A 19,610-nucleotide genomic window follows, 5' to 3' on the forward strand; every position below is an offset into this window, starting at 1 on the left:
GGGATCAGGCAGCGCCCGACCGCTCCCGGCGCCAGCTGCCGGGGGCGGTCCCGGCGTGCCGGCGGAAGGCGCGGCTGAAGCCGGCGTCGCTGTCGTAGCCGAGCCGCTGGGCGACCACGGCCACCGGCACGCCGGTGCTCAGCATCCGCTCGGCGTGCTCCATCCGCACCCGGGCGACGTAGCGGGCCGGGGTGTCGCCGACGGCGGTGCGGAACCGGTCGGCGAACTGCGAGCGCGACGTCCGCGCGACCCGGGCCAGCGAGGCGACCGTCCACGGCGAACCGGGGTCGTCGTGCACGGCGTCGATCACGCGGCTCAGGTGCGGGTCGTGCAGCGCGGCGATCCAGTCCCGCGAGGTGCCGCAACCGCTCTCCACCCACGCGCGCACCCCGGCCGCCGCCACGACCTCGCCGAGGCGCCGCAGCACCGGGCAGCTCCCCGGCCGCGCCCCGGCGACCTCGGTGTTCATCGCGTCCAGCAGGGCGGCGAACGCGGGTTCGCGGGTGGCGAACCCGCACACCAGCACCACCGGCGGCACGCGGCGCGGCACCTGCGCCGCCGCGCCGTCGAGGGCCAGCGCCCCGCCCAGCAGCACGGTGTCGGCGCCGGCGTGCAGGTCGGCGGTACCGCCGTGGGGGAGCAGCACGAGGTCACCCGCGCGCAGGGCCAGCGACTCGACCCCCGGCCGGCGCAGCTCGACCGCACCGGCCACCACGTAGTGCAGGGGGAACCCGCGGCCCCCGATCCGCTGGACGGCACCGGCGGGGACCGAACGGCGGCCGAAATCGACCGTCGTCCAGCGCAGGCGGTGCAACAGGGCGTCGACATCGCCGGGATCGCTGACATCGCTCACGCCCGGATCAAGCACGGTTGCGCCGTCGGCATTCCGCGGTGTCGCAGAACGTCTGCGGGGGGAGCCGCGGCGACGTGCTCGTCGTCAGTCCGGGCGGATCAGGTCGTGGTCCGGCCAGCCGAGCAGGCGCGCGCCGAGCACGGCGGCGTGCATGGTGAACCGCTGGGCGGGGTCGGTGGGGTCGAAGCCGGTCAGGGTGCGCACCTTGGCGAGTCGGTAGGTGACGGCGCGGACGGACAGGTGCAGCCGCCGCGCGGCTTCGGTGGCCACGCAGCCGGTGTCGAAGTAGGACTCGAGGGTGGCCAGCAGGGGTTCGGCCCCACCACGCGCCCGGGTCAGCACGCCCAGCACCGAGTGGACGAGATCGGCGATGGCGGGCTGGTCGCGCAGGAGCACGCGGTAGATCAGCAGCTGCTCGGCGTGGATCACCGGGGTGTCCAGGTGCAGCCGCACCGCCATCGTGAGGCCCTCACGGGCCTCCTCGTAGGAGCGCGCGATGCCGTACGGGCCCGGGTAGGGCCGCCCCACGGTGACCCGCCACGGCCGCGTGCGGTGCGAGCGGTCGAGCTCGGCGAGCACGAAGTCGCCGAGCCGCTTCGATCCCGGCGGAGGCGAGGGCACGTCGGCGTCGGCGGGAGCGATCACGACGATCCAGCCGTCCTTGACCGCCACCAGCACGTCGCGGTCGCCCACGCGCTGCACGATCGCCCGCTCCAGGGCGCCGATGGCCGGTTCCGCGCCCTGCAGCCGGCCGGTGGGCGCGGCCAGCGCGACCTGGTGCGGTCGGCCCATGTCCAACCCGAAGGGCTCGGCCCGCTCGACCAACCGACCGATGTCGGCGTGGCCGCGGAGCAGGTCGTCGATGAACTCGAGCCGCAGCGTCTCCTCCCAGCGGACCATCTGCCGGCGGGCCTCGGTGTAGCCCTCGGCCAGGCTGGCGACCGCGGCGTCGACCACGGTCAGCACGGCGTCGGCGGCCGCCCGCACGGCCCGGTTGTCCCGCGATCGGATCACCATCGGCAGCTCCGCCCACAGCCGCCGTGCCGCCGACAGGTACAGCTGCACGACGCTGCCGGCCGACACGCCGAGTTCGGCGGCCCGTCGTCCGAGCAGGTTGACCGCGTCCAGGTCGGACGCCTGGGGCTTGCGGCCGGTGACGGCCGCGTCCTCCAGCAGGGTCAGGTAGTCCCCGAGGAGCTCGGCCGCGACGCCCGTCTGCCGGCTGGCGGCTCGGGCCACCCCGGCGAGCCACGTGTCGTCGGCGATCGGCGACGCGGGGTGGGCATTTCGCGGCCGCACTCCCAACTCCGTCACGGGTTCCCCTTTTCTCGCCGCATTGCCGCGGACGGTCGCACCGGTCTTCCGATCTGTCCTCGGGCCACCGGGCCAGGCCTATCGCGGGCCCGCCACCGTCGTGTACCGCCACGTCAGCCAGATGAGCCAGGTCGCGACGGCCACCGCCGCGGCGCCACTGAGCGACCCGGCGAGCAGGACGAGCGCGCTCATCAGCGACCCGCCGAGGAGGAAGATCTTGATCCCCACCCCGGCGTGCGAAGGGTGGGACAGCCGCCGTGCCCGGGCGTCGAAGTCCCGGCCGAAGCCGGGGTCCTCGCGCAGCAGCCGGCGCTCGACCTCGCGCAGGGCCTTCCTCTCGTGGTCATCGAGCATTGCGCACCTTCCTCGGGCAGGACCTGCCCGGTGATCGGCAGGTCGGGCGACGTGCATGGGGCGAGCGGGCGCAGCGGTCAGGGCGGAGCCGGTCGGTCGGCGCGTGGGGCGTCCGTCCCGGCCAGCGCGTCCTCGACGTTGTCGTGCACGGTGAACAGGCCGAGCACCCCGGTCATCGTCAGGACCCGGACGGTCGCCGGGCTCGGGCCGGCCAGGCGGAGCACCGCCGGTCCCGGGGCCGCTGTCCGCTTGCGCAGCTCGACCAGCATCGAGATGCCGGGCGACCCGAGGAACCGCAGCCCGCTCAGGTCCAGCACGAACCGGCGCGGTGCCGCCCGGCTCACCAGCGGATCCAGGACGTGGTGCAGCGCGGGCGCGCTGGACATGTCCAGCTCGCCGCACAATCGCACCACGAACACATGGGGTGTCGGCTCGGCGACCGCTACCGCCAGCAGGCCGTTCGCCGTCGGGAGGGTCATCCCATGCGCCCGAGTCGGATGGACCGGCTGAAGGGGACACCCGCCGGGTGATCGGGATGCCGACCCGGCTCACCGGCACGGTTGCCGGCGAGCCAGCGCGGGACGGGGATCGACGACCGCCGCACGATGTGCCCGGCGAGGTCCACGGCGGCGCATCGCACCGTCTTCGGCACCGACTCCAGGTCGGCCTCGAGTTCCCGGCTCACGGCGCACAGGAGCTCGTCCAGGTGCACCGCGAACTCCTCGTCGCCCAGCGCACCGTGCTGGCCCGAGCGGAGGAGCGCGACGGCCGACCAGCAGGCGAGGGCATCTGACCGGTCGGCGGTGTCCGATGACGTGTGCAACATGGATGTGCCTCGTGTTCAGGTTGACCGGACGCGCAGGTTCGGCGGCTCGGCGGTGGCCGAGCGCCGCGCCCACCGGCGGATGGGTGGCATCGCGGTCCGTCACCCACAACCTTGCCCCGTGCGGGGGGCCGGCGGCACCGGCCGCCGTCGGTCGACTCGAGCGGTTGGACTTGCCGGTGCCCGGCAGAAGCCGGCGCCGGGCTGCCGGTCCGCGACGACGAGGTCGGCGCCGATCACACCCCTTCGGTTGACGGGCGATCGGGGGTTGCCCGGGTCCGGCAGATTTCGAGGGCCGAATTGGTCGGCCGCGACAGCTGTGGCCGAGCGTGGGGGAGAGGAGGTTGGGGCCCAGTCGGCGGTCGAGGAGGTCGTTCATGCAGACCACCATCCACCGTCCGCACCCGGCGCGGCGGTCGGTCAAGGGTTCGGCACTGCTGAAGGCGCTGCGGACCACCGACCCGAAGGACATCGGGATCCTCTACCTGGTCACCTGCATCTTCTTCTTCCTCGTCGGCGGGGCGATGGCGCTGCTGATGCGCGGCGAACTCGCGGTGCCCGGGCAACAACTCCTGTCCAACGAGCAGTACAACCAGCTGTTCACCATGCACGGCACGGTCATGCTGCTGCTCTACGCCACGCCGATCCTGTTCGGGTTCGCGAACTACATCGTGCCGCTGCAGATCGGCGCCCCGGACGTGGCGTTCCCGCGGCTGAACGCGTTCTCCTACTGGCTGTTCCTGCTCGGTGCGCTGGTCGTGATGTCCGGCTTCCTCACCCCGGGCGGCGCGCCGGACTTCGGCTGGACCGGCTACACCCCGCTGTCGGAGGCGATCCACTCGCCCGGGGCGGGAGCCGATCTCTGGATCACCGGCCTGCTCGTCGCCGGGCTGGGCACCATCCTCGGCGCGGTCAACTTCATCACCACGATCGTCTGCATGCGCGCGCCGGGCATGACGATGTTCCGGATGCCGATCTTCACCTGGAACATCTTCTTCACCGCGATCCTCATCCTGATCGCCTTCCCGGTGCTGACCGCCGCGCTGTTCGGCCTGCTGGCCGACCGCCACCTCGGCGCGCACGTGTTCGACCCGGTCAACGGCGGGGTGATCCTGTGGCAGCACCTGTTCTGGTTCTTCGGCCACCCCGAGGTCTACATCGTCGCGCTGCCGTTCTTCGGGATCGTCACCGAGATCGTGCCGGTGTTCAGCCGCAAGCCGGTGTTCGGCTACCGGATGATGGTGCTGGCCACCGTCGCGATCACCGTCCTGTCGATCTCGGTGTGGGCGCACCACATGTTCGCCACCGGCGCGGTGCTGCTCGCGTTCTTCTCGCTCACCAGCTTCCTCATCGCGGTGCCCACCGGGATCAAGTTCGTGAACTGGATCGGCACGATGTGGAAGGGCAAGCTGACCTTCGAGACCCCGATGCTGTTCAGCGTCGGTTTCATGGCCACGTTCCTGTTCGGTGGGATGACGGGGGTGCTGCTGGCCTCGCCGCCGCTGAACTTCCACGTCACCGACACCTACTTCGTGGTGGCCCATTTCCACTACGTGCTGTTCGGCACGATCGTGTTCGCCACCTACGCCGGCATCTACTTCTGGTTCCCGAAGATGACCGGCCGGATGCTCGACGAGACCTGGGGCAAGGTCCACTTCTGGCTCACGTTCGTCGGGTTCCACCTCACGTTCCTGGTGCAGCACTGGCTGGGTAACGAGGGCATGCCCCGCCGGTACGCCGACTACCTGCCCACCGACGGGTTCACGGTGCTGAACTCGATCTCCTCGATCGGGGCGTTCGTGCTCGGCGCGTCCACGCTGCCCTTCGTCTGGAACGTGTTCCGCAGCTACCGCTACGGCCGCGTGGTCACGGTGGACGACCCGTGGGGCTTCGGGAACTCCCTGGAGTGGGCCACGAGCTGCCCGCCGCCGCGGCACAACTTCACCGAGCTGCCCCGGATCCGCTCCGAGCGCCCGGCCTTCGAACTGCACTACCCGCACATGGTGGAGCGCTTCCGCGGTGAGGCCCACGCCGTGCGGGGTGCGGGTCGCCAGTCGCCCGCGCCATCGGAGGTCACCGCCCAGGAGGTGCGACGTGCTCGACGACCGTGAACGGGAGTTGCTCCGCGGAATCGAACGCCGGCTGCTGGTCGAGGATCCCGCGCTGGTCGGACTGTTCGGCCCGGCCCCGCGCCCCAGGCACGTCGACCACCGATGGGGTGTCGACGTGGTCGCCGGTGTCGCCGGGCTGACGCTGTGCGCCGTGCTGCTGATCGGCCCGCGCCCCCCGACGGATGCCGAGATCGCCGCCCACTGGCCGCTGGCCCCACCCACATCGATCACCGGATGAACGCTCGCGACGGGAGTCGGACCATGCCACCACCGGCCCGTGTACGGCTCGGCCGGGTCTACGACGGCCGCACGGCGCAGGACGGCATCCGCGTGCTGGTCGACCGGCTCTGGCCCCGTGGCCTCACCAGGGAGCAGGCCGACCTCGACGAGTGGTGCCCGCAGATCGCGCCGTCTCCTGCGCTGCGCAGGTGGTACGGGCACGACCCGGCCCGGTTCGACGAGTTCTGCCGCCGGTACCGGGCCGAGCTCGACGATCCCGGACGCGCCGAGGCGCTGGCGCACCTGCGCGCGGTGGCGCAGCAGCGGACGTCGACCCTGCTCACCGCCACCCGACAGCCCGGGACCAGCCACGCGGCCGTCCTCGCGGACCTGCTCGACGAGGGCCCGCGGACCGACCGATGACCGGGCCCATCGCCGACCGGAAGGACGAGATCATGACCACGCTCCCCCAGCACCGAGCGGCGACCCCCCCACCGGTGGTCCAGCCCGCTTCCCGACCTCGACCCCGCCGAGACCGAGGAGTGGCGGGATTCCGTGGACGGCGTGGTGGACCACGCCGGCCGTGGGCGTGCCCGGCGGCTGGTGCTCAGCGCGTGGCAGCGGGCGCGCGAGCGGCAGGTGGACGTACCGGATCTGCACGGGACCGACTACATCAACACGATCCCCCCGGCCGCGGAACCGCCGTTCCCCGGCGACGAGCGGATCGAGCGTCGGATCCGCGCCTCCATCCGGTGGAACGCCGCGGTGATGGTGCACCGGGCGCAGCGGCCGGGGATCGCGGTGGGCGGACACATCTCCACCTACGCCTCGGCCGCCTCGCTGTACGAGGTGGGGTTCAACCACTTCTTCCGCGGCCACGGCGCCGACGGTGGCGGCGACCAGGTCTACGTCCAGGGCCACGCCTGCCCGGGCATCTACGCTCGCGCGTTCCTGGAGGGCCGCCTGTCGGCGGACCAGCTCGACGGCTTCCGCCAGGAGCTCTCCCGCCGGGGCGGCGGCCTGCCCGCCTACCCGCACCCGCGGCTGATGCCGGACTTCTGGCAGTTCCCGACCGTGTCGATGGGCCTCGGCCCGCTCAACGCGATCTACCAGGCCCGGTTCAACCGCTACCTGCACGCCCGCGGCATCGTCGACACCAGCCGGCAGCGCGTGTGGGCCTTCCTCGGCGACGGCGAGATGGACGAGCCGGAAGCCCTCGGCGCGATCGGCGTGGCCGCCCGCGAGGACCTGGACAACCTCGTCTTCGTCGTCAACTGCAACCTGCAGCGCCTCGACGGCCCGGTCCGCGGCAACGGCAAGATCATCCAGGAGCTGGAGGCGTTCTTCCGCGGCGCGGGCTGGAACGTCATCAAGGTCGTCTGGGGCCGGGAGTGGGACCCGCTGCTCGCCGCCGACGCCGACGGCGCGCTGGTCGACCTGATGAACACCACACCGGACGGGGACTACCAGAGCTTCAAGGCCGAGTCCGGGGCGTTCGTCCGGGAGCACTTCTTCGGCCGCGATCCGCGCACCGCGGCGCTGGTCGAGCAGCTGTCCGACGCCCGGATCCGGGGCCTGGGACGCGGCGGGCACGACCACCGCAAGCTCTACGCCGCCTACCGCGCGGCCACCGAGCACACCGGGCGACCGACGGTGGTCCTCGCCAAGACCATCAAGGGCTGGACGTTGGGCTCGGCCTTCGAGGCCCGCAACGCCACCCACCAGATGAAGAAGCTGACCCCCGAGGACCTCAGGAGGCTGCGCGACCGGCTCTGCCTCGACATCCCCGACTCGGCCATGGACAGCACGCTGCCGCCCTACCACCGCCCCCCCGAGGGCTCGGACGAGCTGGTCTACCTGCACGAACGCCGTCATGCCCTGGGCGGCTACCTGCCCGCGCGCACGGCGCACAGCACACCGCTGATGCTGCCCGGCGATCCGGCGTACGCGGTGGCCGGGCGCGGATCGGGCCGTCAGGAGGTCGCCACCACGATGGCGTTCGTCCGGCTGCTCAAGGACCTGATGAAGGACCCCGGTGTCGGGCACCGGTTCGTGCCGATCATCCCGGACGAGGCCCGCACCTTCGGGCTGGACGCGCTGTTCGCGTCCAAGAAGATCTACTCCCCGCACGGGCAGCGCTACCTGTCGGTGGATCGCGGGCAGTTGCTCAGCTACCAGGAGGACCCGGCCGGCGTCCTGCTGCACGAAGGCATCACCGAGGCGGGATCGGTCGCCTCCTGGACCGCGGCCGGTACCTCCTACGCCACCCACGGCGAGCCGATGATCCCGATCTACATCTGCTACTCGATGTTCGGATTCCAACGCACGGCGGACGGGCTGTGGGCGGCCGCGGACCAGATGGCGCGCGGGTTCCTGCTCGGTGCCACCGCCGGGCGCACCACCCTCAACGGCGAGGGCCTGCAGCACCAGGACGGGCACTCACCGCTGCTGGCCTCGACCAACCCGGCCTGCGTCGCCTACGACGCCGCCTACGCGTTCGAGCTGGGCCACATCGTGCGCGACGGACTGCGGCGCATGTACGGGGAGCCCCGCGAAGGGGAGGACCCGAACGTCTTCTACTACCTCACCCTCTACAACGAGCCGATCCGCCAGCCGGCGCAGCCCGACGACGTCGACGTCGACGGCATCCTCGCCGGGATGCACCGGGTCGCCGACGCCCCGGCCGGTGACGGACCGCGGGCCCAGGTGCTGGCCTCCGGGATCGCCGTCGGGTGGGCGTTGCAGGCCCAGCGGGTGCTGCACTGCGACTGGGGCGTGCTCGCCGACGTCTGGTCGGTGACCTCCTGGACGGAGCTGCGCCGCGAGGCCCTCGCCGCCGACGACTGGAACCACCGCCACCCCGCGGCCCCGCCGAGGATCCCCCACGTCACCCGCCGGCTGCGGGAGCGGCCGGGGCCGGTGGTGGCCGTCTCGGACTGGATGCGGGCGGTGCCCGACCAGATCGCGCCGTGGGCACCGGGGGACTGGTCGTCCCTGGGCACCGACGGGTTCGGCCGCTCCGACACCCGGGCCGAACTGCGGCGCCACTTCGGCGTCGACGCACCGGCGATCGTCCGGCGGGTCCTGGAGCGGCTGGTGCGGCGGGGGGAGTTGGACGACTCCGTCGGGTCGATCATGTGATCTGGTCGTTCGCCGCCCCCGCAGCCCGGCCCACCGCCGCCCGGTCACCGCATCGCTCAGCGCACCTTCTCCGGGATGTGGTCGAGCGCGTCGAGCGCGTGGCCGGCGAGCGCCAGCGCGGCTTCCTCGGTCAGGTCGGAGTGCGCCCTCATCGCCTCGGCCATGAGCCTCATCCGCTGGTCGTGCAGGGAGACGTACGCGGTGGTGGTGGACATGGTGGTTCCTCTCGTCGGGTGGTGCGGCGGGCTAGCGGGCGGCGGGTCGGTCGAGCAGGGAGGCGGTGTCGTCGGTGTTGCCCGGGTGCCCGGCCGCGCGCACCGCCCGGTCCGCGGTGTCGGGGTCGGTGTCCGGCGGCACGACGAGCAGGGTCAGCCGGTGCGCGTCGGCCGTGACGTCGAGGGTGTCGGCGGGCCCGGAGCGGAAGCCGCCGAGGCGGACGGTGGTGCCGTCGACGACGACCCGGCCCGCGGCCCGGTCCCAGTCCTGCAGGCGGTAGCCGATGTGTTCGACCCGGCCGATCCGCGGTGCCAGCGCGTCCAGCAGCGCGGGCAGTTCGGCGGGCAGGTCGCGCGACCGCGGCCACCAACCCCCGTCGACGAACCCGGACGGCGGGACGGAGCCCGGCTTCAGCACCAACCGGATGCCGGGGCGGTCGGCGAAGGGGATCGTGTCGTCCGCGAGGGATGCCGACGCCATGTCGGTGCTCCGGTCCCCGGGTGGCGGGCCGCCCGGTAGTTGGCGTGAACCGAGGACGACGCGGGCCGGACGCCTGCGCGGGAACGCTCCCGACCCCTCGACCCTATACCTGACCTGGTAGGTGGGGACGTCCCGGCGGGATCGGCGCCGGATCGTGACCGGTGCAGCACCGGTCACCCGGGGTTCGCCGGGTGGTCGCGAGGGTCGGTGGAAGGCGGCTGCAGCTTGCTGGTCGCCCAGGCGACCGGGACGGCGACCACGGCGAGGCCCAGGCCGGTCAGCACGGCAGCGGAGGCGGTGGAGCCGGCGATCGCCACACCGCCGGCGGACGACCCGACGGCGATGCCGATGTTCACCGCGGAGGCGGGCAGCGACTGGGCCAGCCCGCCGCCGGGCCCGGCCAGGCTGACCACCCGGTACTGCAGCGAGGGCGTCATGCCCATCGCGACCAGGCCCAGCGCCAGCAGCACCAGCGCCACCAGGACGGGCACGGAGCCGACGAGGTACAGCGCCAGCAGGCACAGCGCCGTGCCCGTCGTGGCCACGACCAGCGTGCGGGCGGCGTCGCGGTCGGCGAAGCGGCCGCCGCCGAACGATCCCACGGCCGTCGCCGCGCCGTAGGCCAGCAGGAACACGCTGACCAGCGGTCCGGAGACGCCGGTGACGGTGTTCAGGAACGGCACGACGTAGGTCAGCGCCGCGTACACCGCCGCGAACACCAGCACGTGCAGCGCCAGCACGGCGAGCACCCGCGGCGCGAACGCGTGGCGGGCCTGGTCGCCGACCCCGGCGGTGGTGCCGGGTACCGCGGGGACCAGCGCCAGCGCCGCGACCAGCGCCAGCGCGGCCAGCACGACGACCGCGGTGAACGAGCCGCGCCAGCCCAGCAGCTGGCCGAGCAGCGTGCCCACCGGCACCCCCACCGCGCCGGACACCGCGACCCCGGAGATCGCCACCGAGATCGCCCGGCCGGCCCGCTCCGGCGGCACGGCCGCGGTGCCCGTGGCGAAGGCGGCGGCGATGAACACGCCCTGCACAGCACCGGCGAGCACGCGCGTGGCGAGCAGCAGCCCGAAGCCGGTGGTCAGCACCGCAGCCAGGTTGGCCAGCGCGAACAGCGCGAGCGCCCCGACGAGCACGGTGCGCCGGCCCAACCGGACGGTCAGCGCCGTGAGGACCGGCCCACCGACGGCCAGGCCCAGCGCGTACGCCGTGACCAGGGCACCGGCGGTCGCGACGGGGACCCGGAGGTCGGCGGCGATCAGGTCGAGCATCCCGACCACCAGCAGTTCGACGCTGCCCATCACGAACATGCCGCCGAACAGGACGGCCAGGGTGCGGTTCGCCCGGCCCGGGGCCGGGCTCGCCGGCTCGGCGCTCGCACGTGTCGGGGAATCGGTCATCGGGTGCTCCTGCGGTGGTCGGATCGAGGTCCGGATCAAGACCCACCGGCGCGCGGGAATCCGCCGCGGACACCTGATGAGGTGCGTCACAGCGGTCGGCGTGGAGCTGGGGAGGGCTCACGGCGGCGGGGACAGCCCGAGCGCCGGCACTTCCCGGTCAGCCGTCCGGTGCGAGCTCGCGCAGCCGTTCGGCGAGGTAGCGGCGCTCGGCGCTGCTCGGCGCCAGTGCCAGCGCCTGCTCGTAGGACGTCCGGGCTTCGCCGGGGCGTCCCTGCCGGCGCAGGAGGTCCGCGCGGGTGGCGGGGAGCAGGTGGTACCCGTCGAGGCCGCCGGACGCCGCGACCGCGTCGACGAGGGCGAGCCCGGCGGGAATGCCGTCGGTCATGGCGACCGCGACGGCGCGGTTGAGCTCCACGACGGGCGAGGGCGCGATCCGGGCGAGCGTCGCGTAGAGGCCGGCGATCTGGGCCCAGTCGGTGGCGGCGGCGTCGTGGGCCGTGGCGTGGCAGGAGGCGATCGCGGCCTGCACCTGGTAGGGGCCGGCGCGGCGCAGCGCCAGCGCCTCGTCCAGGACCCGCACGCCCTCGTCGATGAGGGCGCGGTCCCACCGGGCGCGGTCCTGCCGCTCCAGGGTGACCAGCACGCCGTCGCGCACGCGGGTGTTCCGCCGGGACTCGTGCAGCAGCATGAGCGCCAGCAGGCCGCGCGGCTCGGGCTCGGCGGGCATCAGCGCGACCAGCACCCGGGCCAGCCGGATGGCCTCGGCGGTCAGGGCGCGGCGCCCGTCCTGCTCGCCGTAGCCCTCGTTGAAGATCAGGTAGAGCACGGCGAGCACGGCGGCGAGCCGGGGCGGCAGCAGCTCGGCCGGCGGCACCCGGTAGGGGATGCCGGCCTCCTGGATCTTGCGCTTCGCCCGGCTCAGCCGCTGGCCCATGGTCGTCTCGGCGGTGAGGAACGCCCGGGCGATCTCGGTGGTGGTCAGCCCGGCCAGCGTGCGCAGCGTGAGCGCCACCCTGGCCGGGAACGGCAGCGCGGGGTGGCAGCAGGTGAAGATCAGCCGCAGCCGTTCGTCCGGGATCTCCTCCGGCGCCGGACCGTCCGCGTCGGGGGCCGGCGCGGCGAGCCGGCGGAGCTTGGCCGCCCCGGCGGCGTCGCGGCGCAGCCGGTCGGTGGCCCGGTTGCGCGCGGTGATGGTCAGCCACGCCCCGGGCCGGCGCGGGACGCCGTCGCGCGGCCACGCGGTGAGCGCCGCGGCGAAGGCCTCCTGCGCGCAGTCCTCGGCCAGGTCCCAGTCGCCGGTCAGCCGGATCATGGTCGCGACGACCTGGCCCCACTCGTCGCGGTACGCCGCCTCGACGGCCCCCCGGACCTCCGACCGCGACGCGCTCATTCCCAGACTGGGCGGATCTCGACGGAGCCCCGCCGCGCGTACGGGTGGCCCGCCGCGATCGCGATCGCCTCGTCCAGGTCGGCGCACTCCAGCAGGACGACGCCGCCGACGAAGTCCTTGGTCTCGGCGAACGGCCCGTCCGAGACGAGGGTCTCGCCGTCGCGGACTCGGACGGTGGTCGCGTCCAGCACCGGGCGCAGCCGGGCCATGGCCCGCACGTCGGAGCGCCGGTGCAGCTCCGCCAGCCACGATGTGTGCGCGGGATCGGTCGCGAGCTGCTCGTTCGTCGGGGCGTCGACCTCGTCGTCGCAGATGAGCAGGACGTACTTCATGCCGCCATCCAAGCGCATCGGCGAAGTTCCTCGACTTCCTCGTCCGCGATGTCGAACCGCGGCGACCCCGTTCGTCGGTGGGGTGCCGGGGCTCCCCGGCGACACGACCGCATGACGGAGGACGCAGAGATGCGCAAGATCATCGCCGCGATGAAGGTGTCCCTGGACGGGAAGACCGAGGGGACGGAGGGCCACGCCGGGTGGGTCGAGGCGTGGTCGGAGGACTACGGGCTGACCCCGCGGATCGACGCCTGCCTGCTGGGCGGGGGCATGTGGCCCGGTTACGAGCAGTACTGGAGCGGGATCCAGGACAAGCCCGACACCCCGGCCTGGATCACCGGCGAGCCGCCGACCCCGGCCGAGCGCGAGTGGGCCGAGTTCATCACGCGGACCCCGCACTACGTGCTCTCCCGCACGCTGACCACCTCGATGCTCCCCGGCACGACGTTCCTGCGCGACGTGTCCGACGTGGCCGCGCTCAAGCAGCGGCCCGGCAAGGACATCTACCTGGTCGGCGGGGCGCGCGTGGTGGTCGCCCTGCTGGACGCCGGGCTCGTCGACGAGCTGCGGCTGATCACCTACCCGCTCGTCGTCGGCGGCGGCACCCCGCTGTTCGCGAGCACCGCGCGGCCGCACCGGATGGAGCTGAGCTCGGTCGAGCAGTTGCCGGCCGGGAAGGTCCTGCTCACCTACACCGTCCCGGCGGAGGGGCGGACGGCCGCGTAGCACCGGCCGGTCGTCGGCGCCCGCCGGCCGGCCCGCACGGGAGCAATCGCGACGCGACCGGATCGGGCGGCAGGGGGGCGCCGACGCCACCCCGGAGCAGTTCGACGCCCCGTCGTCGACGGCCAACTGTCGCAGAGTTGCCCCTACTTTCTGGCCGAGTGGCCAGTGCGCTGCATCACCTCGGGCATCCAGTCTGGTAGCCGTCCGGTTCCTGGAACCGAAACAGCTCGGACTGTTCACCGATGGCCACGGCGGCCGCGTACACCCCGAGAGAGTAGCGATATCAATGGCGATAGACGAAGCGACCCGCGCCCTCATGGCAGCGGTGGCCGAACAGGGGCGCAAGCCGATCCACGAATCCACCCCGGTGGAGGCCCGTCTTGCCGGCGCCGCCTCCTGGGCGATGTACGGCACGGGTCCGGCGATGGAGAGCGTGTCGAACGAGGTCCTGACCTCGGCCGACGGCGGCCGGTTCGGCGTCAGGGTGCTGCGGCCGTCCGCGGCTCCCCGGTCGGTCGTCGTGTACTGCCACGGCGGCGGCTGGGTGCTGGGCGACATCGAGGGATTCGACACGCTGGGCCGGCAGTTGGCCGTCGAATCCAACTCGGTGGTCGTCCTGGTCAATTACCGCAAAGCGCCGGAGAACCCGTTCCCGGCCGCGGTCGAGGACACCTGGGCGGCGCTGGAATGGGTGTCGCAGAACCTGGAGGCCATCGCCGGTCGGCGGGTTCCGGTCGTCATCGGCGGCGACAGCGCCGGCGGCAACCTGGCCGCCGTCGCGGCGCTGCGCGCCCGGGACCGCGGCGGCCCGGAACTCGCGCACCTGCTGCTGGTCTACCCCGTCACCGACTCCGACACGACCCGGGACTCCTACCTCGACCCGGCGAACCAGCTGCTGCTGACCCGGGAGGGCATGGAGTGGTTCTTCGACCACTACGTGTCCCGCGCCGATCGGACTCACCCGGAGGTCAGCCCGTTGCGGGTGGCGGACCTGGGCGGGTTGCCGCCGACGACGGTGGTGACCGCCGAGCACGACCCGCTGCGTGACGAGGGCGAGGCCTTCGCCGCCCGCCTGGTCGAGGCGGGGGTGCCGACCGAGAGCAGGCTGTTCACCGGGCAGCTGCACGGCTTCTTCTCGATGATCAACGTGCTGCCGGCCAGCGCGGACGCGGTGAGCTACCTGGCGGGCCGGCTGCGGGAGTCCGTCGGGGCCGTCGGCGACCACACGGGGGCCGGGACCCGATGACGGCGGAGGCGACCGCGCCGGGTGCGACCCGGCGCTACGACGTGCTGGTCGTCGGGGCCGGTTTCGCCGGCATGTACCTCATCCGCAAGCTGCGCGACGAGCTCGGCCTCGACGTGCGCGTCTTCGAACGCGGCGACGGTGTCGGCGGCACCTGGTTCTGGAACCGCTACCCCGGTGCCCGCTGCGACGTGGAGTCGCTGTTCTACAGCTACTCCTTCGACGCCGACCTGCAGCGGGACTGGCAGTGGTCGGAGCGGTACCCGGCCCAGCCCGAGATCCTGGCCTACGCCGAGCACGTCGCCGACCGGTTCGACCTGCGGCCCAGCATCGAGTTCGGGACGGCGGTGACCGCCGCGGAGTTCGACGAGCTGGAGAACACCTGGACGGTCACCACCGACACCGGCGACCGGGCCAGCGCGCCCTACCTGATCACCGCCGTCGGATGCCTGTCCGCGTGGCAGATCCCGTCGTTCGAGGGCATCGAGTCCTTCGCCGGCGAGGTCCACCACACCGGCGACTGGCCGAAGGAGGGCGTGGACTTCACCGGCCGGCGGGTGGCCGTGATCGGCACCGGGTCGTCGGGCATCCAGTCGATCCCGGTGATCGCCCGCCAGGCCGCGCACCTCACGGTCTTCCAGCGCACCGCGCACTACTCCATCCCCGCCCGCAACCGACCGCTGACCGAGGTCGAGCAGCGCGACACCAAGGCCGAGTACGACGTGCTGCGCGACCTCGCCCGGCAGAGCCGGGCGGGGCTGGTGACCGACGCCGCCCTCGGGGCGGCTCTGGAGACCGACCCGCTCGTCGCGCGGACCGAGCTGGAGAGGCGGTGGTGGCGCGGGGGAGCCGGTCTCACCGGCATCTTCACCGACACCATCCTGAGCACCGAGGCCAACGAGGTGGTCGCCGAGTTCGTCCGCGGCAAGGTGCGCAGCCTGGTGCGGGACCCGCGGACCGCGGCGCTGCTGGAGCCCCGCGACTACCCGATCGGCACCAAGCGCCTGGTCATCGACTCCGACTACTACGCGACCTTCAACCTGCCGCACGTCGACCTCGTCAGCGTGCGCGACACGCCCATCGAGCGGATCTCGCCGCGCGGTGTCGTGGTCGACGGCCACGAGTACGAGTGCGACGCGATCGTCTTCGCCACCGGCTTCGACGCGATGACCGGGTCGCTGAACCGGATCGCCATCCGCGGGACGGGTGGGCAGTTGCTGCGCGACAAGTGGGCGGCCGGGCCGCAGTCCTACCTCGGGCTCGGCGTCAGCGGGTTCCCCAACATGTTCATGGTGACCGGCCCGGGCAGCCCGTCGGTGCTGTCCAACATGATCGTCTCGATCGAGCAGCACGTGGACTGGATCGCCGACTACCTCGGCCACCTCCAGCGCGCCGGGATCGTCCGCACCGAGGCGTCCCCCGAGGCCGAACGGGACTGGGTCGAGCACGTCAACGACCTCGCGGCGGGCACGCTGCTGCCGACCGCGGCGTCCTGGTACATGGGCGCGAACATCCCCGGAAAGCCGCGGGTCTACATGCCCTACTGCGGCGGCGTCGGGACCTACCGCGACAAGTGCGCGCAGGTCGCCGGCGACGGCTACGCCGGCTTCGTCCACCACCGGGCCCGGCGCGGCAGCGGATCCACCGTCGAGAACGACGGCGCGGTACCGGCATCGGCGTGAGCGCCGGACCCGTCCCGGCCACGGCCGGTGCCCCCTCCGGCGGCCCGGCCACCAGCAGCAAGGAACCACCCCCGGAGCACGTGATCCCACCAGGGAGAGATCATGACCAGTGAGCTTGTGGACAACGACGTTCACGACCCGGACCGGCCCGGATACCGCAGGCGGCGAGCACTGTCGACAGCGGGGGCGTTCTCCCTGATGCTGACGATCTCGCTGTCGATCGGGCTGGGCTTCCTGGTCGTGCCCGGATCCGCGCACTTCGGGGTGTCGGCGGCGCAGTTCCTGCTCTGGTACAGCATCTACACGCTCTCCAGCGCCGCGGTGTTCACCCTGCTCGGCAAGGCGATGACCGACCGCGGCCCGAAGATCGTGGTCATCTGCTCGGCGACGTTGGTCGTGGCGTGCCTGGTCGGCATGGCCTACGCCCCGACGATCATGGTGTTCTACCTGCTCTCGGTGCCGCTGGGCATCGGCTGGGCGGGATGCACCAGCCTGGCGGCGAACACGATCGTGATCGGCTGGCACGTGCACGAGCGGCGCGGCACGATCCTCGGGATCGTCGCGGCCGCGACCGGGCTGGGCGGGTTCGTCTGGGGTTTCCTGTTCCCGCCGGTGATCGCCGCGCTCGGCTGGCAGGGCGGGCTGTTGACGATCGCGCTGCTGGTCACGGTGCTCGCGGTGCTGCCGGGCATCTTCCTGATCTCCAACCCGCCGCGGGCCGAGGTGGCCGCGACGGACACCGGTGAGACGCCCCGGCGGGCGAAGCTGCTGGCCGGCGGGATCGCCGCGGTGGTGATCCTGCTGACCGTGGCGGCGGCCATCTTCGGGCTGGAGGCGGCGTTCGCGAACATCATGCCGGCGGTGTTCGCCGCCGACGGGATCGACCTGGCCGCGGCGGGGCTGCTGGTCTCGCTCTACTCCGTGTGCGGGATGCTGGCCAAGCCGATCCTGGGCTACATGCACGACCGGTGGGGCATCCACGCCACGCTGGCGTTCCTGTCGGTCGCCTACATCATCGGTCTGCCGGGCATGGCGCTGCTGAGCGGCAACGGGCTGACCCCCTACTTCTTCATCCTCCCGCTGGCCGCGCTCGCGCTGGCCACGCCGACCATCGCGCTGCCGCTGGTCACCGTGCAGAGCGTGGGGCGGGCCCGGTTCCCGGTCATCTACGGCACGGTGATCTCGGGTCTGTGGATCGGGCTGGCGTTCGGCGCGCCCGCCTGGGGCCTGTCGTTCGACCTGACCGGCTCCTACAACGTCGCCCTGGCGCTGGCCGGCGTCGCCGGGCTGACCGGCATCGCCCTGTCGCTGGTGGCGATCCGCGCCGGCCGGCGGGCCTCGGCGGCGCGGGACGAGGCGGCCGGCACCACCGCGGCCGCCCCGGCGACCGTCTGAGCGCGGGCCGCGGGGTCCGCACCGGACGGCTCCGGCAGGACCGGCGGGCGGACCCCGCGTCCCGGACACCCCTGATCGAGAGGCAAGAGCATGCTGAAGACGCAATCGGCCGGTGAGCCGGCCGCCGCCACCTCCGTCGCGCAGTACGACGCCGTCGTCGTCGGGGCCGGCTTCGCCGGCATGTACACGCTGCACCGGCTGCGGCAGGCGGGGCTGTCGGTGCGGGTCATCGAAGCGGCACCGCAGGTCGGCGGCACCTGGTTCTGGAACTGCTACCCGGGCGCGCGGGTGGACGTGGAGAGCCTGTCCTACTCCTACTCGTTCTCCCCGGAGCTGCAGCAGGAGTGGAGCTGGAAGCAGGCCTACGCCCCGCAGGCCGAGCTCCTGGAGTACGCCGACCACGTCGCGCAGCGGTTCGACCTGCACCGCGACATCCAGTTCGAGACCCGGGTCGTCTCGACGACCTACTCCGCCGAGCTCGACCGCTGGACGGTGCGCACCGATCGCGGGGACCGGATCACCACCACGTACCTGATCATGGCGGTCGGCTGCCTGTCGGCGACCAACGTGCCCGACTTCCCCGGCCTGGGGTCGTTCGCCGGGAGTTGGCACCACACCTCCCGCTGGCCGCGGGAGGGTGTCGACGTCACCGGCAAGCGCGTCGGGGTGGTGGGGACCGGGTCCACCGGCATCCAGGCGATCCCGGTGCTGGCCGAGGACGCCGGGCACCTGTACGTCTTCCAGCGCACCCCGAACTACAGCCTGCCGTCGAAGAACTCGCCGATGGACCCGGAGCGCGAGCGGGACTGGAAGGCGAACTACGACGAGCACCGGGCGTTCGCCCGGATGTCGCCGACCGGCAGCAACATCGGTCTCCTGCGCGACATCTCGGCCCTGTCGGTCAGCGACGCGGAACGCAGCCGGATCTACGAGGAGGCCTGGCGGATCGGCGGCTCGCAGCTGCTGAGGTCGTTCAACGACATCGCGGTCGACCCGGAGGCCAACGAGACCGCGGCGGAGTTCGTCCGCGCCAAGATCCGCCAGATCGTCCGCGACCCGGACACCGCCGAGCTGCTCACGCCCAGGGACTACCCGATCGGGACCAAGCGCATCTGCCTGGACACCGGCTACTACGAGACCTACAACCGCGACAACGTGACGTTGGTCGACGTCCGCAGCGACCCGATCGAGGAGATCACCCCGCAGGGCCTGCGCACCTCCGCCGAGCACTACCCGCTCGACGTCCTGGTGTTCGCCACCGGGTTCGACGCGATGACCGGACCGCTGCTGGAGATGGAGGTGACCGGCCGCGACGGGCTGGCGCTGCGCGACAAGTGGGCCGCGGGCCCGCGCACGTACCTGGGGGTGATGACGGCCGGGTTCCCGAACATGTTCATGGTGACCGGGCCGGGCAGCCCGTCGGTGCTGTCCAACATGACCACGTCGATCGAGCAGCACGTCGACTTCATCGCCGACGCGATCGAGCACCTGCGCGCGAGCGGCGCCGCGCGGATCGAGCCCACGGTCGAGGCCGAGGACTCCTGGGTCGAGCACGTCAACGAGGTCGCCGACCGCACCCTCTACAAGCGGGCGAACTCCTGGTACCTGGGGGCGAACATCCCGGGCAAGCCGCGGATCTTCATGCCCTACGCCGGCGGCGTCGGCACCTACCGCCAGGTCTGCGAGACCGTCGTCGCCAAGGGCTACGACGGGTTCGCGCTGCAGTGAGCCGGGCCGGGAGGAATGCCGCATGGCTGTCGAAGTGAGGCCCGAGCCCGTGGCCGTACCGACATTGAGCAATCTGTCCACCGAGAGCCGTAGCTTCCCGCCCGGCGATGCCTTCGCCGCGCAGGCCAATGTCACGGCCGAGGCCTATGACCGTGCCGATGCCGATCGGGAGGCGTTCTGGGCCGAGCAGGCCGACCGGT

Annotated in this window: 18 protein-coding genes and 1 pseudogene; 9 read left to right on the forward strand and 10 right to left on the reverse strand. The window is 72.7% G+C overall.

What is annotated here, in order from left to right; translation table 11 throughout:
* Positions 1–4: 4 nt before the first annotated feature.
* The 5 genes from KIK08_RS14535 to KIK08_RS14555 form a co-directional block, all read right to left on the reverse strand.
* Entirely contained in the window at positions 5–853 is an 849-nt protein-coding gene (locus KIK08_RS14535) for a helix-turn-helix domain-containing protein (protein ID WP_214403660.1), read from the reverse strand.
* A gap of 84 nt (positions 854–937) precedes the next feature.
* Entirely contained in the window at positions 938–2,167 is a 1,230-nt protein-coding gene (locus KIK08_RS14540) for a PucR family transcriptional regulator (RefSeq protein WP_308257637.1), read from the reverse strand.
* Between the two features lie 78 nt (positions 2,168–2,245).
* Positions 2,246–2,521: a DUF3040 domain-containing protein gene (locus KIK08_RS14545; protein ID WP_214403661.1), complete on the reverse strand. Its 276-nt coding sequence runs from the start codon at positions 2,519–2,521 to the stop codon at positions 2,246–2,248.
* A gap of 77 nt (positions 2,522–2,598) precedes the next feature.
* Positions 2,599–3,000, reverse strand: a complete 402-nt coding sequence (locus KIK08_RS14550) for an STAS domain-containing protein (RefSeq protein WP_214403662.1) — start codon at positions 2,998–3,000, stop codon at positions 2,599–2,601.
* The gene (locus KIK08_RS14555) at positions 2,997–3,233 is read right to left on the reverse strand and encodes a hypothetical protein (protein ID WP_214403663.1); all 237 of its coding nucleotides are present in this window, start codon (positions 3,231–3,233) and stop codon (positions 2,997–2,999) included. The genes KIK08_RS14550 and KIK08_RS14555 overlap by 4 nt, the downstream gene beginning before the upstream one ends.
* 488 nt (positions 3,234–3,721) lie before the next feature.
* Between KIK08_RS14555 and ctaD the strand changes: the two genes are divergently transcribed.
* From ctaD to aceE, 4 genes and pseudogenes are all read left to right on the forward strand, one after another.
* Entirely contained in the window at positions 3,722–5,455 is a 1,734-nt protein-coding gene (ctaD, locus tag KIK08_RS14560) for an aa3-type cytochrome oxidase subunit I (protein ID WP_214403664.1), read from the forward strand.
* Positions 5,439–5,693 carry a DUF3040 domain-containing protein gene (locus KIK08_RS14565; protein WP_214403665.1) on the forward strand — a complete coding sequence of 85 codons (255 nt, stop codon included), beginning with the start codon at positions 5,439–5,441 and terminating at the stop codon, positions 5,691–5,693. Before ctaD ends, KIK08_RS14565 begins: the two co-directional genes overlap by 17 nt.
* 23 nt (positions 5,694–5,716) lie before the next feature.
* Positions 5,717–6,097 (forward strand): DUF488 domain-containing protein, encoded by a 381-nt coding sequence (locus tag KIK08_RS14570; RefSeq protein WP_214403666.1) that lies wholly within the window; start codon positions 5,717–5,719, stop codon positions 6,095–6,097.
* A gap of 87 nt (positions 6,098–6,184) precedes the next feature.
* Positions 6,185–8,788, forward strand: a pseudogene (aceE, locus tag KIK08_RS14575) (pyruvate dehydrogenase (acetyl-transferring), homodimeric type); the annotation flags it as partial.
* Between the two features lie 83 nt (positions 8,789–8,871).
* On the opposite strand, the gene KIK08_RS14580 reads toward aceE, so the two are convergent.
* The 5 genes from KIK08_RS14580 to KIK08_RS14600 form a co-directional block, all read right to left on the reverse strand.
* Positions 8,872–9,030 carry a DUF6307 family protein gene (locus KIK08_RS14580; RefSeq protein ID WP_214403668.1) on the reverse strand — a complete coding sequence of 53 codons (159 nt, stop codon included), beginning with the start codon at positions 9,028–9,030 and terminating at the stop codon, positions 8,872–8,874.
* Between the two features lie 31 nt (positions 9,031–9,061).
* Positions 9,062–9,511, reverse strand: a complete 450-nt coding sequence (locus tag KIK08_RS14585; RefSeq protein WP_214403669.1) for a DUF5994 family protein — start codon at positions 9,509–9,511, stop codon at positions 9,062–9,064.
* 173 nt (positions 9,512–9,684) lie between these two features.
* Positions 9,685–10,914, reverse strand: coding sequence for an MFS transporter (locus tag KIK08_RS14590; RefSeq protein WP_214403670.1), 1,230 nt, complete (start codon positions 10,912–10,914; stop codon positions 9,685–9,687).
* A gap of 157 nt (positions 10,915–11,071) precedes the next feature.
* Positions 11,072–12,304, reverse strand: coding sequence for an RNA polymerase sigma factor (locus KIK08_RS14595; RefSeq protein ID WP_214403671.1), 1,233 nt, complete (start codon positions 12,302–12,304; stop codon positions 11,072–11,074).
* On the reverse strand, positions 12,301–12,636 hold the full coding sequence (locus KIK08_RS14600; RefSeq protein WP_214403672.1) for a YciI family protein: 336 nt from the start codon (positions 12,634–12,636) through the stop codon (positions 12,301–12,303). The genes KIK08_RS14595 and KIK08_RS14600 overlap by 4 nt, the downstream gene beginning before the upstream one ends.
* A gap of 111 nt (positions 12,637–12,747) precedes the next feature.
* Here KIK08_RS14600 and KIK08_RS14605 point away from each other — a divergent pair, with 111 nt between their 5' ends.
* The 5 genes from KIK08_RS14605 to KIK08_RS14625 all read left to right on the forward strand — a co-directional run bounded on the left by KIK08_RS14605 (position 12,748) and on the right by KIK08_RS14625 (position 19,410).
* Positions 12,748–13,362 (forward strand): dihydrofolate reductase family protein, encoded by a 615-nt coding sequence (locus KIK08_RS14605; RefSeq protein ID WP_214403673.1) that lies wholly within the window; start codon positions 12,748–12,750, stop codon positions 13,360–13,362.
* Between the two features lie 316 nt (positions 13,363–13,678).
* On the forward strand, positions 13,679–14,608 hold the full coding sequence (locus KIK08_RS14610; protein WP_250557012.1) for an alpha/beta hydrolase: 930 nt from the start codon (positions 13,679–13,681) through the stop codon (positions 14,606–14,608).
* Entirely contained in the window at positions 14,605–16,287 is a 1,683-nt protein-coding gene (locus tag KIK08_RS14615) for a flavin-containing monooxygenase (RefSeq protein ID WP_214403675.1), read from the forward strand. Before KIK08_RS14610 ends, KIK08_RS14615 begins: the two co-directional genes overlap by 4 nt.
* 102 nt (positions 16,288–16,389) lie before the next feature.
* On the forward strand, positions 16,390–17,682 hold the full coding sequence (locus KIK08_RS14620) for an MFS transporter (RefSeq protein ID WP_214403676.1): 1,293 nt from the start codon (positions 16,390–16,392) through the stop codon (positions 17,680–17,682).
* Between the two features lie 90 nt (positions 17,683–17,772).
* Positions 17,773–19,410, forward strand: a complete 1,638-nt coding sequence (locus KIK08_RS14625) for a flavin-containing monooxygenase (protein ID WP_214403677.1) — start codon at positions 17,773–17,775, stop codon at positions 19,408–19,410.
* Positions 19,411–19,610: the final 200 nt, after the last annotated feature.

Source organism: Pseudonocardia lacus (assembly GCF_018531445.1).
Classification (GTDB): Bacteria; Actinomycetota; Actinomycetes; order Mycobacteriales; family Pseudonocardiaceae; genus Pseudonocardia; species Pseudonocardia lacus.